The organism is Streptococcus toyakuensis, from assembly GCF_024346585.1.
GTDB classification, from domain to species: Bacteria; Bacillota; Bacilli; order Lactobacillales; family Streptococcaceae; genus Streptococcus; species Streptococcus toyakuensis.
On record NZ_AP024523.1, the window covers coordinates 828842 to 845928 of the forward strand.

Below are 17087 nucleotides of genomic sequence, written 5' to 3' on the forward strand. Positions count from 1 at the left end.
TTCCTTTTTTAGTCATTCACTACATACTGTCCTTAATGAATGTTACTCTATTGTCTATTTTTTAAGAGATTGCAAGAAATAATCAATCTCTGCTTGAGAATGGAGAATATGCATCTTTTCAGGGTAGGTATCACTTAATTTTTGGTATCTTTCCTTAGCATTATTAGTCCGTCCATCCCAGAGAATCCATCTGATAAATTCCCAATTAAATTGTTCTTGACAACCAGCTGCCATACTTTCTCTGACCTTGCCTCGGTATTTGAAATAACGCTTAAAAGCTCGAAAGAGACAGGTCAATGGCGAAAAATTAAGAAAGATGATTTGGTCAGCTTCCTGCATTCTTTCTTCGTAATAGCACCAAGAATAATTCCCATCAGTGATCCAAGCTTCATGCTTGGTGAGAAAGCTTTTCATCTCGGTCAACATCCATTCGCGGTCACTGTCTTGCCAACCAGGTTGAAATTGGAGTGTATCCATGTGAAGTTTTGGGATGGAGTAGTAGAGAGATAACTTTTCAGCTAGCGTTGACTTACCAGCACCAGAATATCCGATAATTGCGATTTTCATTTTCTACCCTTTCCTATTTGGAGACAAAAAAACAGCCTCTATGGACTGTTTCTTATTTAGCAAGTTTAGCTGAAAGACGAGCTTTATCGCGGCTTGCTTTGTTTTTGTGAATCAAACCTTTAGTTTCTGCTTTATCGATAGCTGAGCTAGCAGCACGGAAAAGTTCTTCAGATGGGTTTGCTTCGAAAGCTTTGATAGCAGTACGCATAGCTGATTTTTGAGCTGAGTTCTTTTCGTTTTGTTTAACGTTCAATTCAGCGCGTTTGATAGCTGATTTAATGTTTGCCAATGTTCTTACCTCCATATTTACTAACTATACCATTATATCTGAAAACTGACGTTTTGACAAGGGAAAATTATTTTTTTAAGTAAATTTCATCGATTTCATGGTTCTTTGTTTTATGTAGAATCACTTCCGCACGATTTCTGGTTGGTTCAATATAATTTTGTAGATTTGTGAGATTGATACTAGTCCAGACCTGATGGGCAAAGGATTCCACTTCTCCAATTGGCATTTGAGTAAAACGATAATAGTAGCTATCAGGGTCGTTTTGGGCTAGGCTCAGCATCTTCAAGAAACGGTCCAGATACCAACTCTCGATGTCATCGACTGCAGCATCAACATAGATGGAAAAGTCAAAGAAGTCAGTAATGTAGAGACGCTCGTTTTGTGGATTTTGAAAGACATTTATTCCCTCAACAATGACAAAATCAGCAGCTTTGACGCTTTGCTTTTCCTCGGGTACGATGTCGTAGACTTCATGAGAATAGACAGGAATATCCACATCTTGTCCATTTTTGATGCGATTCAGGAAGTTGAGAAGAGCTTCCATATCATAGCTTTCAGGAAATCCCTTGCGATTTAAAATTCCTTGTTCAATCAAGGTTTGGTTGGGATAGAGAAAGCCGTCAGTTGTTACCAACTCAACTGTAGCATCTGTAAGTGTACGGGACAGTAGGATTTGAAGTAGGCGACTGGTTGTGGATTTTCCAACGGCAACACTCCCAGAAACCCCAATGATAAAAGGCTGAGATTTGCTTTCACGTTGAAGGAAAATCCCTTTTGAAAAGGCCAAATCATCCTTGGTACGCTTGTAAATCTGGATGAGATGGGCTAGAGGAAGATAGACATCGGTAACATCCTGCAAGCTAATCTGGTCATTAAAACTCTTGATGGATTCTAATTCCTCTTCTGTCAAAGGAGGTGTTGTTTTTCGATGTAAAGATTGCCAAGTCTGGCGGCTGATTTTTTCAAAATGTAAAAATTCGTTGGTCATTTGTTTTCCCCTAGATATTTTGTTTATCATACCATAAAAAGCTAAAAAAATAAAGCGGTTTCTTGATGATAGTAAGCCAATATCGTATAATAGAGGTAGATAGAGGCTGAACAATTTATTGATGAAGTAGGAGATAGTTTCTACCGATTTATAAGCTTATAAAGGGGGCTTTTTAGTTCACAACTGATAGGAGGTGTACTATGAAAATCTTAAAACGTTACATATTGGAACTCTGTTTTATTTTAAGTTTTGCACTACCTTTTATAAAAGGGGCGAATGCGGATAATGGTAGACGCTTTGTGGAAACCTATTACGGTTTTACTTTTTTGATGGAACATGCTATTGTAACAGCTATTTTTATCTGTTCGCTCTTGATTGCTTGGCTACTCAAAAAACGGTGGACGAAACGGCTTGCTGCTGGAAGTTATGTCTTTTTAGTCCTATGGATTGCTACAGAGGGTTATTTATTCCGCATGTCACTAGAAGATTTAATCCGACTTTGGACAAGTTTGGAAATCCTGACAAAAACGTATCAGTTGGGCTTTTATCTAAACATCTTATTGGGAATCCTGTTGATGATTAAGCATCTGAAGGTTAAGCAATAGTAATAAAAATGCGCCTGATTATAGATGATAAACTTTTTGTTTTATCCTGACTATGATATTTATGGTTCTAAATGGTTTATCATTTATCTATAAGTGTTGAAAGAGATTGAAGAAAATGTTTTACTTACTAGCTTTCTTCAGTCTTTTTCGTTTTATCATCAATTTGTAAACGATTTACAATTTAAGGCAAATTATGGTAAAATAGTTTCATGAGTAAAATGTATTATGCAGAAAATCCTGATGCTGCTCACGACATTCATGAGTTGAGAGTGGACTTGTTGGGAGAAAAAATGACCTTTTTGACGGATGCGGGTGTTTTTAGCAAGAAAATGATTGACTTTGGAAGTCAACTCTTGCTCAAGTGTCTTGAGGTCAACCAAGGAGAAACTGTCCTGGATGTAGGCTGTGGTTACGGACCTTTGGGCTTGTCTTTAGCTAAAGCTTATGGCGTTCAGTCTACCATGGTCGACATCAATAATCGTGCCTTGGATTTGGCGCGACAAAATGCTAAACGAAATAAAGTAGAAGCGACGATTTTCCAGTCCAACATCTATGAACAAGTTGAAGGGGAATTTGACCATGTCATTTCCAATCCTCCTATCCGTGCGGGCAAGCAAGTGGTTCATGAAATCATTGAGAAAAGTAAAGATTTCTTGGAAACTGGTGGAGATTTAACAATCGTTATCCAGAAGAAACAAGGGGCCCCAAGCGCCAAGTCAAAGATGGAGGAAGTGTTTGGCAATTGTGAAATCGTCAAAAAAGATAAGGGATACTATATCCTTAGAAGTGTGAAAGAATGAGAGCAGTTGATTTAATCCAAAAGAAACGAGAGGGTCAAGAGCTGACTTCGAGTGAAATTGAATGGCTGGTAGAAGGCTATGTGTCAGGAACTGTTCCTGATTATCAGATGTCTGCCTTTGCTATGGCTGTCTATTTCAAAGGAATGACGACTCGAGAAATATCTGATTTGACCATGAGAATGGTTCAGACAGGCCAAGAGTTTGATTTATCCGCTATTGATGGGGTTAAGGTTGACAAGCATTCTACTGGGGGTGTTGGTGACAAGGTGACTTTGATTTTAGCTCCTCTTGTTGCTAGCTTCGGTGTGCCTGTGGCAAAAATGAGTGGTCGTGGTCTCGGCCATACTGGTGGGACAATTGATAAATTGGAGTCCATTAAGGGCTATCAAGTAGAGCGTAGTCAAGAAGATTTTATTCGTCAGGTTCAGGATATTGGTGTATCTGTCATTGGGCAATCAGACCAGCTTGTCAAAGCAGATAAGCTTCTCTACGCCCTCCGTGATGTGACCGCAACTGTCGACACGATTCCTTTGATTGCGAGTTCGGTGATGAGCAAGAAAATCGCGGCAGGAGCGGATGCTATTTTGCTAGACGTAACTGTCGGTGAGGGTGCCTTCATGAAGACGGTTGATGAGGCGCGTGAACTGGCTCAAACTATGGTGAATCTTGGTAAGGCAGTTGGTAGAAAAACGGTAGCAGTCATTACGGATATGAGTCAGCCCTTGGGACGAGCGATTGGAAATCGTCTAGAAATCCTTGAGGCATTGGAGATTTTACAAGGTCAAGGCCGTCAGGATATTACCCATTTTATATGCGAACTGGCTCAAATTATGCTTGGCCTTGCAAATGTTAACAAGACAATTGAAGAAGTTCACCAACATCTTGAAAATGGTCAAGCACTGGCTAAGTTTGAGGAGATGGTCCAAGCCCAAGGTGGAGACTTGGAAGACCTCTATCGTCCTGTAAATGTAGCCCATGTGGTGGACATCCCTGCTCAGGAAACGGGTGTCATTTCAGCTCTTCCAGCTATGGAATTTGGACTTTATGCTATGAGACTGGGGGCAGGTCGTGCAGTCAAGTTTGATGCCTTGGACTATGAAACAGGAATTGTTTTTGAAAAGAAAGTCGGAGATTCCGTTCAAAAGGGAGAAATTGTTGCAAAAGTATACACAAATGGAAAAATTTCTCCTCAGCTAGTTACAGATTTTCAAAAATATGTTAAAATAAATGATAGCGTGCAAAGTTTACGAGAAATTATAGAAATAATCTCATAAACCGCAGGAGAATCCGAATATGAAATTAAATAAATATATCGATCATACGCTTTTAAAACAAGATGCGACAGAAAAACAAATTGATTGTTTGTTGTCTGAGGCTAGAGAGTATGATTTTGCCAGTGTTTGCGTTAATCCGGCCTGGGTTGAACATGCTAAAAAAGGGCTTGAAGGCACAGATGTCAAGGTCTGCACAGTAGTAGGTTTCCCTTTGGGAGCAACAACTTCAGCTGTGAAAGCATTTGAAACAAAAGAAGTTATCCAAAATGGTGCAGATGAGATTGATATGGTGATCAATGTTGGAGCTCTCAAAACAGGTAATCTTGATTTGGTTGAGTCGGATATTCGCGCCGTCGTGGAAGAAAGTGGAGACAAGTTAGTGAAAGTCATTATTGAAGCTTGCCTTCTGACAGACCAAGAAAAAGTTGAGGCTTGCCAATTGGCCCAAAAAGCGGGAGCTGACTTCGTAAAAACTTCAACTGGCTTTTCAACTGGTGGTGCTACGGTAGCAGATGTTACATTAATGCGTGAAACAGTTGGACCTGATATGGGTGTCAAGGCTGCTGGTGGAGCTCGTTCTTATGCAGATGCTCTTTCCTTTGTGGAAGCAGGGGCGACCCGTATCGGAACGTCAGCTGGGGTAGCCATTTTAAAAGGAGAACTGGCAGATGGCGACTACTGAGTTGATTGAACTAGCAATTGAAAGCAGCAAACATGCCTATGTGCACTATTCTCACTTTCCAGTTGGAGCTGTTCTAGTGGCGAAAGATGGTAGTATTTATACTGGTGTCAATATCGAGAATGCTAGTTATTCTTTGACCAACTGTGGAGAACGTACAGCGATTTTTAAAGCAGTGTCCGAAGGACAAAGAGAGTTTTCAGAATTGATTGTCTATGGTCAGACTGAAAAACCAATTTCACCATGTGGTGCTTGTCGCCAAGTGATGGCTGAATTTTTTGAACAAGATCTAAAAGTGACTTTAGTCGCAAAAGATAAATCGACGGTCGAGATGACGGTCGGGGAATTACTTCCATACTCTTTTACGGACTTAAACTAGTCTGAGTCGCTCTCTGAGTGGCACGGTCCTTGTGACCAACCAATCCATACTTGCAACATCGTTGCACATCTTATTTAGGAGGTTCAGTAATGAACAAGAAACAATGGCTAGGCCTTGGTCTAGTTGCAGTGGCAGCAGTTGGACTTGCTGCATGTGGTAACCGCTCTTCTCGTAATGCAGCTTCATCTTCTGATGTGAAGACAAAAGCAGCAATCGTCACTGATACTGGTGGTGTTGATGACAAATCATTCAACCAATCAGCTTGGGAAGGTTTGCAAGACTGGGGTAAAGAACACAATCTTTCAAAAGATAAAGGTTTCACTTACTTCCAATCAACAAGTGAAGCTGACTATGCTAACAACTTGCAACAAGCTGCTGGAAGCTACAACCTAATCTTCGGTGTTGGTTTTGCCCTTCATAATGCGGTTGAAGAAGCAGCAAAAGACCACTCTGACATCAACTATGTCTTGATTGATGATGTAATTAAAGATCAAAAGAATGTTGCTAGCGTAACATTTGCTGATAACGAAGCTGCTTACCTTGCGGGTGTTGCAGCGGCTAAAACAACTAAAACAAAACAAGTTGGTTTTGTAGGTGGTATTGAGTCTGAAGTTATCTCACGTTTCGCTGCTGGATTTAAGGCTGGTGTTGCCTCAGTAGATCCATCTATCAAAGTACAAGTTGACTATGCTGGTTCATTTGGTGATGCTGCTAAAGGTAAAACAATTGCAGCAGCACAATACGCAGCTGGTGCAGACGTTGTTTATCAAGCAGCAGGTGGAACAGGTGCTGGTGTCTTTGCAGAAGCAAAATCACTCAATGAAAGCCGTTCTGAAAGTGAAAAAGTTTGGGTTATCGGTGTTGACCGTGACCAAGTAGCAGAAGGTAAGTACACTTCTAAAGATGGTAAAGAATCTAACTTCGTTCTTGTATCTACATTGAAACAAGTTGGTACAACTGTAAAAGATATTGCCCACAAAACAGAAAAAGGTGAATTCCCTGGTGGACAAGTGATTGTTTACTCATTGAAAGATAAAGGGGTTGAGCTAGCAGTAACAAACCTTTCAGAAGAAGGTAAAAAAGCTGTTGAAGATGCAAAAGCTAAGATCCTTGACGGAAGCGTAAAAGTTCCTGAAAAATAATGGATAAAAGTCATTTCTTAGGAAGCGGCCATTGGTCGCTTCTTTAAGAATTGAGGCAATTTTTGTCTCAATAGAGCTTGTTAATGTGATTAGCAGGTTTTATTGAAATAAAATAAACCTCTGAAAGGAAGAGCATATGGCACACGAAAATGTCATTGAGATGCGGGATATTACCAAGGTGTTTGGTGAATTTGTAGCAAACGACAAAATCAACTTGCAACTGCGAAAAGGTGAAATTCATGCACTTTTAGGAGAAAATGGAGCGGGTAAATCCACTCTGATGAATATGCTAGCAGGACTTCTTGAACCAACGAGTGGTGAAATTGTGGTGAATGGTCAGGTTGTAAAACTAGACTCACCATCTAAAGCCGCTGGTCTTGGAATTGGGATGGTTCACCAACATTTCATGTTGGTTGAGGCTTTTACGGTAGCTGAGAATATCATTCTAGGGAGTGAAATCACTAAAAATGGTGTTCTAGATATAGCTGGTGCTACTAAAGAAATCAAGGCTCTTTCTGAACGTTATGGTTTGGCAGTGGATCCAGCTGCTAAGGTGGCGGATATTTCCGTTGGTGCCCAACAACGTGTAGAGATCTTGAAAACACTCTATCGTGGTGCTGATATCCTTATCTTTGACGAACCTACAGCCGTATTGACTCCTTCAGAGATTGATGAGTTGATGGCAATCATGAAAAACCTTGTCAAAGAAGGGAAGTCCATCATTTTGATTACCCATAAACTGGATGAGATTCGTGCAGTATCGAATCGAGTGACAGTTATCCGTCGTGGAAAATCAATCCAGACAGTTGAGATTGCAGGGGCAACCAATGCAGACTTGGCAGAGATGATGGTTGGACGCTCAGTCTCCTTTAAAACGGAAAAACAGGCACCACAACCCAAAGAAGTGGTCTTGTCTATCAAAGACTTGGTTGTCAATGAAAACCGCGGTGTACCAGCAGTAAAAAATCTCTCCTTGGATGTTCGTGCTGGTGAAATTGTCGGTATTGCAGGTATTGATGGCAATGGTCAATCTGAACTCATTCAAGCCATTACAGGTCTTCGTAAGATTGAGTCAGGTAGCGTTGAATTAAAAGGCAAATCAATCGTGGGGATGCATCCTCGACAAATTACAGAACTCAGTGTGGGGCATGTTCCTGAAGACCGCCACCGGGATGGCTTGATTTTGGAGATGATGATTTCAGAAAATATTGCTCTTCAAACCTACTACAAAGAACCACTCAGCAAGAATGGTATCTTGAACTATGCCAATATCACTTCACATGCTAAGAAATTGATGGAAGAATTTGACGTCCGTGCGGCAAGCGAATTTGTTCCAGCGGCAGCTCTTTCAGGAGGAAATCAACAAAAAGCGATTATCGCTCGTGAGATTGATCGTGATCCTGATCTCCTTATCGTCAGCCAGCCAACTCGTGGTTTGGATGTCGGTGCCATTGAATATATCCACAAACGTTTGATTGAAGAACGTGATAACGGAAAGGCAGTCCTTGTTGTCAGCTTTGAATTGGATGAGATTTTAAATGTCTCAGACCGAATTGCTGTTATTCACGATGGTAAGATTCAAGGTATTGTATCGCCAGAAACAACTAACAAACAAGAACTTGGTGTCTTGATGGCTGGTGGAAACTTGGGAAAGGAGAAGAGTGATGTCTAAAAAATTACAACAAATTTCGGTTCCCTTGATTTCTGTATTCCTAGGAATCCTGCTTGGAGCTATTGTCATGTGGATCTTCGGATATGATGCTATCTGGGGTTATGAGGAGTTGTTCTATACAGCTTTCGGTAGCCTCCGTGGAATTGGAGAAATTTTCCGTGCCATGGGTCCTCTTGTCTTGATAGGTCTAGGTTTCGCAGTTGCCAGTCGAGCAGGTTTCTTCAACGTCGGACTTCCTGGTCAGGCTTTGGCAAGCTGGATTCTCAGTGGTTGGTTTGCTTTGTCAAATCCAGATATGCCTCGTCTCGTGTTGATTCCATTGACAGTGATTATTGCTTTGATCGCAGGTGGAATTGTTGGTGCGATTCCAGGTATCCTCAGGGCCTATCTCGGTACGTCAGAGGTTATCGTGACCATCATGATGAACTACATTGTATTGTATGTGGGAAATGCCTTTATTCATGCCTTTCCTAAAGATATTATGCAAAGTACAGATTCAACGATTCGTGTTAGTGCCAATGCTACATACCAGACACCATGGTTATCAGAGTTGACTGGAAATTCCCGTATGAATATCGGAATCTTCTTTGCAATCATTGCTGTTGGCGTGATTTGGTTCTTGCTCAAGAAAACGACTCTCGGTTTTGAAATTCGTGCAGTTGGTCTTAATCCCCATGCCTCAGAGTACGCTGGTATTTCAGCAAAACGTACAATCATTCTATCAATGATTATCTCTGGTGCTCTGGCTGGTCTTGGTGGAGCTGTCGAAGGTCTTGGAACCTTCCAAAACGTTTACGTTCAGGGCTCATCATTAGCTATCGGATTTAACGGGATGGCAGTTAGTTTGCTTGCTGGAAATTCCCCAATTGGAATTCTCTTTGCAGCCTTCTTATTTGGAGTTTTGCAAGTAGGGGCACCGGGTATGAATGCAGCGCAAGTTCCGTCTGAGCTTGTCAGCATTGTAACAGCGTCTATTATCTTCTTTGTCAGCGTTCACTATATTATCGAACGCTTTGTCAAACCTAAAAAACAAGTTAAAGGAGGTAAGTAAGGATGTCTATTACAACATTACTCACCCTCTTGGTCTCTTCTATGCTGATTTACTCAGCACCACTTATTTTTACGAGTATCGGAGGAGTCTTCTCTGAACGTGGTGGTGTCGTTAACGTCGGTCTTGAAGGAATTATGGTTATAGGAGCCTTTTCTGGAGTTGTCTTTAATCTTGAGTTTGCAGAACAACTTGGAGCAGCTACTCCTTGGATTTCCTTGTTAGTTGCTGGTATCGTGGGAGCTATTTTCTCCCTCATCCATGCAGTCGCTACAGTTCATTTCCGTGCGGACCATGTTGTCAGTGGTACAGTATTGAACTTGATGGCTCCTGCCCTAGCGGTTTTCTTGGTTAAAGTTCTTTACAACAAAGGACAAACGGATAACTTAAGCCAGACTTTTGGACGTTTTGATTTCCCAGTTTTGGCTGATATCCCAGTGATTGGAGATATCTTCTTCAAGTCAACCAGTCTACTAGGTTATATCGCGATTGCCTTCTCTTTCCTTGCTTGGTTTATTCTCTTTAAGACACGTTTTGGTCTTCGTCTTCGCTCTGTTGGTGAACACCCTCAAGCAGCGGATACCTTGGGGATCAATGTCTACAAGATGCGATATCTTGGGGTTGTTATTTCAGGTTTCCTTGGTGGAATTGGGGGAGCGATTTATGCTCAATCAATCTCAGTTAACTTCTCAGTGACAACTATTGTCGGTCCTGGATTTATCGCTCTTGCGGCAATGATCTTTGGTAAATGGAACCCAATTGGTGCTATGCTTTCTAGTCTTTTCTTTGGACTTTCACAAAGTTTGGCAGTTATCGGTTCTCAATTACCTTTCCTACAAGGAGTGCCAGCGGTTTACCTTCAAATCGCCCCTTATGTCTTGACCATTCTTGTCTTGGCAGCCTTCTTTGGAAAAGCAGTTGCGCCTAAGGCAGACGGTATCAACTACATCAAGTCAAAATAAGCATACAAAAAAACGTCAGTTTTGAACTGCACCCCAAAAGTTAGACAGAAAAAATCTAACTTTTGGGGTGTTTTTATTATGAAATTAACTTATGATGATAAAGTTCAGATCTATGAACTTAGAAAACAAGGCTATAGCTTGGAGAAGCTTTCAAATAAATTTGGGATAAACAATTCTAATATTAGGTACATGATTAAATTGATTGATCGTTACGGAATAGAGTTCGTCAAAAAAGGGAAAAATCGTTACTATTCTCCTGATTTAAAACAAGAAATGATTCATAAAGTCTTACATGAAGGCTGGACTAAAGATAGAGTTTCTCTTGAATACGGCCTCCCAAGTCGTACGATACTTCTTAATTGGCTAGCACAATACAGGAAAAACGGGTATACTATTGTTGAGAAAACAAGAGGGAGAGTACCTAAAATGGGACGTAAACGGAAGAAAACTTGGAAGGAAATGACAGAACTAGAGCGACTCCAAGAGGAGAATGAACGCTTACGTACCGAGGTTGCTTACTTAAAAAAGTTAAAAGAGCTGGAAGACAGGGACGAAGCCATACAGCAAGAAAGGCAGAGACAATTAGAGAAATGGCTTCAGGAGGATTTCGACTAGATTTACTTCTTGAAGCGGCTCGTTTACCTCGCTCAACTTACTACTATCAGTTGAAGAAACTAGATGGACTTGACAAAGATAAAGAGCTTAAAACCGAAATTCATGCCATTTATAATGACCATAAAGGAAATTATGGCTATCGGAGAGTTACTCTTGAACTAAGAAATCGTGGTTTTGTAGTGAATCATAAGAAAGTTCAACGTCTGATGAAGCTCCTTGGTTTAATAGCTCGAATTCGTCGGAGACGAAAGTATTCTTCCTACCAAGGAGAGATTGGCAAGAAAGCAGAGAATCTCATTCAACGCCAGTTTGAAGCATCGAGACCAATGGAAAAGTGCTACACAGATGTGACAGAATTTGCCATTCCAAATAGCACGCAGAAATTGTATTTATCGCCTGTTTTAGATGGCTTTAACAGCGAAATTATTGCTTTTAATCTTTCTTGTTCTCCTAATTTAGAACAAGTAAAAACGATGTTGGAACAGGCCTTCACAGAGAAACACTACGAGAATACTGTTCTTCATAGTGACCAAGGATGGCAATACCAACACGATTCGTATCATCGGTTCCTAGAGGGTAAGGGAATTAAAGCATCTATGTCGCGTAAGGGCAATAGCCCAGATAATGGTATGATGGAGTCCTTCTTTGGCATTTTAAAATCCGAAATGTTTTATGGTTATGAGAAGTCGTTTCAGTCGCTTAAGCAATTGGAACAAGCCATTGTAGACTATATTGATTACTACAACAATAAACGAATTAAGGTAAAACTAAAAGGACTTAGCCCTGTACAATACAGAACTAAATCCTTTGGATAAATTAATTATCTAACTTTTTGGGGTCAGTACATTTCAAACTGGCGTTTTATTTTTTTGGATTTTGATGGGTTAGGTTCAATCCCCAAGGGACAAGATTTTCTGTTTTATTTTTGATACGTGTGATATTATCCTTGTGACGAATGATAATCAAGCTAGCAAGTGCTAGGATAATCAAAATGAAGAGAGGGTCATAGCTGTTTAGGATAAAACCAAATAGTGGAAATAGGAGAACTCCGATAACGGCTGCGATAGAAGCAGTAACGCTAGACAGTGAAATCATACTACCTAGATAGAGGCTTCCAAAGAATACGATTGCTAGATAGAGACAGAAAACAGGCGCAAATCCGAAAATCACTCCAGCACTGGTTGCGACAGCCTTACCACCTTTAAATCCTGCAAAGATAGGAAAGGTATGTCCAATTACGGCCAAAAGACCAAAGACGAGAGGTGATACACCTTGAAGGTGGAAAAGGATTGGAAGGAGAGTGGCCAAGGTTCCTTTAAAGAAGTCAATCACAAAGGTTGCCATACCCGCTTTCTTACCTAAAATTCGGAAAGTATTGGTTGTTCCGGTGTTTCCAGAACCATGTTCACGCAGATTTGTTTGAAAGAAGATTTGTCCAATCCAAAGACCAGACGGAATCGAACCTAGCAGATAAGCTAAAATTAATAATACAAATGTCATCATAGAACTATTATATCATGAAATGGTATAGAAAGTCAGAGAATATCCTGTGAAATTGTGACGGCTGAAAGGGAAAAACTTTGCAAAATCCCTAGAAAACCTGTAAAATAGAAAAGATGAACAAATAGGAGGTTCCTTGTGTCAAAAAAGGAAATCAATATTAATAACTACAATGATGACGCCATTCAGGTGCTAGAAGGGTTGGATGCGGTCCGTAAACGTCCGGGGATGTATATTGGATCGACTGACGGTGCTGGTCTCCATCACCTAGTCTGGGAAATTGTGGATAATGCAGTCGATGAAGCCTTGTCTGGATTTGGTGACCGTATTGATGTGACCATCAATAAAGACGGAAGTCTAACGGTTCAAGACCATGGTCGAGGGATGCCGACTGGGATGCATGCCATGGGAATTCCAACTGTTGAGGTTATCTTTACCATTCTCCACGCTGGAGGAAAATTCGGTCAAGGTGGCTATAAGACATCTGGAGGTCTCCACGGGGTGGGTTCTTCCGTTGTTAATGCCCTATCAAGTTGGCTGGAAGTTGAAATCACCCGTGACGGAACGGTTTATAAACAACGTTTTGAAAATGGTGGAAAACCCGTCACAACCTTGAAGAAAATTGGTACAGCACCCAAGTCTAAGACAGGTACTAAAGTCACTTTCATGCCTGACGCGACGATTTTCTCTACGACTGACTTCAAGTACAATACCATTTCAGAACGACTCAATGAGTCAGCCTTTCTCTTAAAAAATGTCACCTTGTCTCTGACAGACAAGCGAACAGATGAAGCAATCGAATTCCATTATGAGAACGGGGTTCAGGACTTTGTTTCTTACCTCAATGAAGACAAGGAAACCTTGACGCCAGTCCTTTACTTTGAAGGGGAAGACAATGGTTTCCAAGTGGAAGTAGCTCTCCAGTACAATGATGGATTTTCAGATAACATTCTATCCTTTGTCAATAACGTTCGCACCAAAGATGGTGGTACGCACGAGACAGGACTCAAGTCTGCCATTACCAAGGTTATGAACGACTACGCGCGTAAGACAGGCCTCCTCAAGGAAAAAGATAAAAACCTTGAAGGGTCAGACTATCGTGAGGGGCTAGCGGCTGTCCTCTCTATTCTAGTTCCTGAAGAACATTTGCAGTTTGAGGGTCAGACCAAGGACAAACTAGGAAGTCCACTAGCTCGCCCGGTTGTGGATGGAATTGTGGCAGATAAGTTGACCTTCTTCCTTATGGAAAATGGTGAATTGGCTTCTAACCTTATCCGCAAGGCTATCAAGGCGCGTGATGCTCGCGAAGCGGCACGAAAAGCACGTGATGAGAGCCGAAATGGTAAGAAAAACAAGAAAGACAAGGGCTTGTTGTCGGGTAAATTAACACCAGCCCAGTCTAAGAATCCAGCTAAGAACGAGCTCTATCTAGTCGAGGGGGATTCTGCCGGTGGTTCTGCCAAACAAGGCCGTGACCGCAAGTTCCAGGCAATCTTGCCCCTTCGTGGTAAGGTTATCAATACAGCCAAGGCCAAGATGGCGGATATTCTCAAAAATGAGGAAATCAACACCATGATTTATACTATTGGTGCTGGTGTAGGAGCAGATTTCTCCCTTGAAGATGCCAATTATGACAAGATCATTATCATGACCGATGCGGATACTGACGGTGCCCACATTCAAACACTTCTCTTAACCTTCTTTTACCGCTATATGCGTCCTCTTGTCGAGGCAGGTCATGTCTATATCGCCCTTCCGCCTCTTTACAAGATGTCAAAAGGTAAAGGCAAGAAGGAAGAAGTAGCTTACGCATGGACGGACGGGGAACTAGAAGAACTCCGCAAGCAGTTCGGTAAAGGAGCAACACTCCAACGCTACAAGGGGCTTGGAGAGATGAATGCCGACCAGCTCTGGGAAACAACCATGAACCCAGAAACTCGTACCCTCATCCGTGTCACAATCGAAGACCTAGCCCGCGCCGAACGCCGCGTCAATGTCCTCATGGGCGATAAGGTCGAACCACGACGTAAGTGGATTGAGGATAATGTCAAGTTTACGTTGGAAGAAGCGACAGTGTTTTAAGTTAGTTTAAAGAGGAAATAAGAGTGAGAGTTATTGAATTATTTGCAGGTGCAGGTGGTTTGGCACTTGGAATAGAAAAAGCTGGATTCGAAGCCATTGGTTTGATTGAGTTTGATAAAGCAGCAGCGGCAACATTGAAACACAACAGACCTAGTTGGAATGTCATTCATGATGATATTGCAAATATTTCATCTCTTGATTTGGAGGAATATTTTAATATAAAAAAGGGAGAACTAGAACTGTTGAGCGGAGGTGCTCCCTGCCAAGCTTTTTCTTATGCTGGGAAACGTTTAGGTTTAGAGGATGCTCGAGGTACATTATTCTACCACTATGCAATATTTCTAAATAAACTTCAACCGAAAATGTTTGTTTTTGAAAATGTACGTGGCCTAGTTTCTCATGATCATGGAAAAACATTTCGAACTATTATGGATATTTTTTCGGATGAAGGTTACACGGTTAAATGGAAGGTTTTAAATGCCTGGGATTATGGAGTGGCTCAGAAACGTGAACGTATGATTATGGTTGGGGTTAGAAATGACTTAGCTGATATTATTTCGTTTGATTATCCAGAACCACATGAATATAAGCCAGTATTGAGAGATATATTATTAGATAGTCCGCCTAGTGTTGGTGCACAATATTCTGATTACAAGAGAAAAATTTTTGAATTAGTTCCCCCAGGTGGCTATTGGCGTGATATTCCAGAAGATATTGCAAAAGAGTATATGAAGTCAACTTGGGATATGACTGGGGGCAGGACAGGTATTTTGAGAAGAATGAGTTTAGATGAGCCATCTTTAACAGTTTTAACATCTCCTACCCAAAAACAAACAGAACGTTGCCATCCATTGGAGGCTCGTCCTTTTACAGTTCGTGAAAATGCTCGCATTCAAAGTTTTCCAGATGATTGGATATTCCAAGGGAGCATAGGAAATCAATATAAGCAAGTGGGGAATGCTGTTCCAGTTAACTTGGCTTATGAAGTGGGTATAAAAATAAAAGAAAGTTTGGAGCAACTATGACTTGGGATTTAGATTTTATTAGTGAAGAAGATTTTTTAAAACATGTTCAAGATACTATTTCGAAGTATGGTGAAAAATTGAAATCTTTTGATTTGAAACGATTTAATAAGAATATTGTAGATCCTGTAAAACTAATTTTTGATAAGTCGGTTTATCGTAGTTCTTGGGATGAAATTATTAGTAATGAAATTTTTCGCCAAAGAGATAAGTCAAATAATAATGATATTGGCTATTTCCATCAAACTATTTTCAGATATATGAGGAATTGTCGTGTCCCAGATAATGGAAAAGAAGGTGGCTGGGATGTTATATACGAGAATCCAGGAGGAATTTCTTTACCTGATGGTTCGCGTGTAAGTAGAATTTATGTTGAAATGAAAAATAAGCACAATACTATGAATTCTGCATCATCAGGGAAGACTTTTATCAAGATGCAAAATCAGTTATTGAAGGATGACGATTGTGCCTGTTTCTTGGTCGAAGCGATTTCAAAGCAATCTCAAAATATTAAATGGGAACCTAAAGTTGACGGGGAAAAAGTTGGTCACAAATTTATTCGTAGAGTTAGCCTGGATCAATTTTATTTCATGGTAACGGGTGAAAAAGATGCTTTTTATAAGATGTGTATGAATTTACCGTCAGTAGCTGAGAAGGCAGTAGAAAAAATGGGAACAGAGATCGTGCCAAATGATACTGTTTTTGAAGAAATCATTATGAAAGCAGAAGGAAATATTGAAGATGATAGTGAATTGGCAGTTGCAAGAGTGATCTATCTTCTAGGATTTTCAACTTATTTAGGTTTTGATAGAACATGATTTCATAACAAAATGGCGTTAATAAGGGGAAAATAAGGTATTGGATAATAAACTAGGCACTACAAACTCAGCTCAGCTGGCAGATGCAGAAGAAAAACTGACAAAAAAACAAGCCGCCCTGCTTTTCCAGACAGGAGACTTGTTCAAGATGGAAGTTGGGACATTTGCAGGGCTGTCAGCTATTCACCACTATCTATTTTCCGGTATATATGATTTCGCTGGAAAAATACGTGATGTTAATATTGCAAAGGATAATTTTCAATTTGCGCCTCGTATTTTTTTAGAGCAATCCTTACAGTATATTGACAAACTTCCTCATGACAATTTTGATCAAGTGGTTGATAAGTATGCGGATATGAATATTGCCCATCCTTTCCGTGAGGGGAATGGACGCACAATGCGGATTTGGCTAGATTGTATGCTTCGTGAGAAACTGGGCAAAGTGGTAGACTGGAATGCTATAGATAAGAATGAGTACCTCAATGCCATGAAGCGTAGTGCAGTATCAACTGGAGAACTCAAGTATTTGATCCTCAATAATTTGACGGATGACCTCAGTCAGACCAGTTTCTTTAAGGGAGTGGATGCTTCATACTACTACGAAGGATATAGCCTTTACCAGACAGGGGAGTTATAGTATAAAAA

At 40.7% G+C, this 17087-nt stretch carries 18 protein-coding genes; 14 read left to right on the forward strand and 4 right to left on the reverse strand.

The window, feature by feature from the left end:
- Positions 1-54: 54 nt before the first annotated feature.
- From STYK_RS04320 to coaA, 3 genes are all read right to left on the reverse strand, one after another.
- A complete protein-coding gene (locus STYK_RS04320; protein WP_261022009.1) occupies positions 55-567 on the reverse strand; it encodes a DNA topology modulation protein in 513 nt (170 codons plus the stop codon).
- A 52-nt stretch (positions 568-619) separates the two neighbouring features.
- Positions 620-856, reverse strand: coding sequence for a 30S ribosomal protein S20 (rpsT, locus tag STYK_RS04325; RefSeq protein WP_001274000.1), 237 nt, complete (start codon positions 854-856; stop codon positions 620-622).
- Positions 857-923: 67 nt separating this feature from the next.
- Positions 924-1844 carry a type I pantothenate kinase gene (gene coaA / locus STYK_RS04330; protein WP_261022012.1) on the reverse strand — a complete coding sequence of 307 codons (921 nt, stop codon included), beginning with the start codon at positions 1842-1844 and terminating at the stop codon, positions 924-926.
- A gap of 200 nt (positions 1845-2044) precedes the next feature.
- Here coaA and STYK_RS04335 point away from each other — a divergent pair, with 200 nt between their 5' ends.
- The 10 genes from STYK_RS04335 (at position 2045) to STYK_RS04380 (ending at position 11835) form a co-directional block, all read left to right on the forward strand.
- The gene (locus STYK_RS04335; RefSeq protein WP_261022014.1) at positions 2045-2449 is read left to right on the forward strand and encodes a hypothetical protein; all 405 of its coding nucleotides are present in this window, start codon (positions 2045-2047) and stop codon (positions 2447-2449) included.
- 209 nt (positions 2450-2658) lie between these two features.
- On the forward strand, positions 2659-3249 hold the full coding sequence (locus STYK_RS04340) for a class I SAM-dependent methyltransferase (RefSeq protein WP_315972283.1): 591 nt from the start codon (positions 2659-2661) through the stop codon (positions 3247-3249).
- A complete protein-coding gene (locus tag STYK_RS04345; RefSeq protein ID WP_261805307.1) occupies positions 3246-4523 on the forward strand; it encodes a pyrimidine-nucleoside phosphorylase in 1278 nt (425 codons plus the stop codon). Before STYK_RS04340 ends, STYK_RS04345 begins: the two co-directional genes overlap by 4 nt.
- Positions 4524-4542: 19 nt before the next feature.
- Positions 4543-5205, forward strand: a complete 663-nt coding sequence (deoC, locus tag STYK_RS04350) for a deoxyribose-phosphate aldolase (RefSeq protein ID WP_261086850.1) — start codon at positions 4543-4545, stop codon at positions 5203-5205.
- Positions 5192-5581: a cytidine deaminase gene (locus STYK_RS04355; protein WP_261805308.1), complete on the forward strand. Its 390-nt coding sequence runs from the start codon at positions 5192-5194 to the stop codon at positions 5579-5581. The genes deoC and STYK_RS04355 overlap by 14 nt, the downstream gene beginning before the upstream one ends.
- A gap of 89 nt (positions 5582-5670) precedes the next feature.
- Positions 5671-6723 (forward strand): BMP family lipoprotein, encoded by a 1053-nt coding sequence (locus STYK_RS04360; RefSeq protein ID WP_261805309.1) that lies wholly within the window; start codon positions 5671-5673, stop codon positions 6721-6723.
- A gap of 136 nt (positions 6724-6859) precedes the next feature.
- The gene (locus STYK_RS04365; protein WP_000929832.1) at positions 6860-8395 is read left to right on the forward strand and encodes an ABC transporter ATP-binding protein; all 1536 of its coding nucleotides are present in this window, start codon (positions 6860-6862) and stop codon (positions 8393-8395) included.
- Complete coding sequence (locus STYK_RS04370) at positions 8388-9446, forward strand: ABC transporter permease (protein ID WP_261805310.1); 1059 nt, start codon at positions 8388-8390, stop codon at positions 9444-9446. Before STYK_RS04365 ends, STYK_RS04370 begins: the two co-directional genes overlap by 8 nt.
- Before the next feature lie 2 nt (positions 9447-9448).
- Positions 9449-10405, forward strand: coding sequence for an ABC transporter permease (locus tag STYK_RS04375; protein WP_261805311.1), 957 nt, complete (start codon positions 9449-9451; stop codon positions 10403-10405).
- A gap of 78 nt (positions 10406-10483) precedes the next feature.
- Positions 10484-11835, forward strand: a protein-coding gene (locus STYK_RS04380; protein ID WP_155455683.1) for an IS3 family transposase whose coding sequence is annotated in 2 segments (ribosomal slippage) — positions 10484-10925 and positions 10925-11835 — 1353 coding nt in all. Because the reading frame shifts where the segments join, the coding sequence is not laid out codon by codon here.
- Between the two features lie 46 nt (positions 11836-11881).
- Here STYK_RS04380 and plsY read toward each other — a convergent pair.
- A complete protein-coding gene (plsY, locus tag STYK_RS04385; protein WP_049519644.1) occupies positions 11882-12523 on the reverse strand; it encodes a glycerol-3-phosphate 1-O-acyltransferase PlsY in 642 nt (213 codons plus the stop codon).
- A gap of 135 nt (positions 12524-12658) precedes the next feature.
- Here plsY and parE point away from each other — a divergent pair, with 135 nt between their 5' ends.
- From parE to fic, 4 genes are read left to right on the forward strand one after another with little or no spacing between them, the layout of a single operon-like run.
- On the forward strand, positions 12659-14602 hold the full coding sequence (gene parE, locus STYK_RS04390; RefSeq protein WP_125388937.1) for a DNA topoisomerase IV subunit B: 1944 nt from the start codon (positions 12659-12661) through the stop codon (positions 14600-14602).
- A gap of 23 nt (positions 14603-14625) precedes the next feature.
- Complete coding sequence (locus tag STYK_RS04395) at positions 14626-15627, forward strand: DNA cytosine methyltransferase (RefSeq protein WP_050207868.1); 1002 nt, start codon at positions 14626-14628, stop codon at positions 15625-15627.
- Positions 15624-16442: an Eco47II family restriction endonuclease gene (locus STYK_RS04400; RefSeq protein ID WP_112443538.1), complete on the forward strand. Its 819-nt coding sequence runs from the start codon at positions 15624-15626 to the stop codon at positions 16440-16442. The genes STYK_RS04395 and STYK_RS04400 overlap by 4 nt, the downstream gene beginning before the upstream one ends.
- A 40-nt stretch (positions 16443-16482) precedes the next feature.
- Positions 16483-17079 (forward strand): protein adenylyltransferase Fic, encoded by a 597-nt coding sequence (gene fic / locus STYK_RS04405; RefSeq protein ID WP_261805312.1) that lies wholly within the window; start codon positions 16483-16485, stop codon positions 17077-17079.
- Positions 17080-17087: the final 8 nt, after the last annotated feature.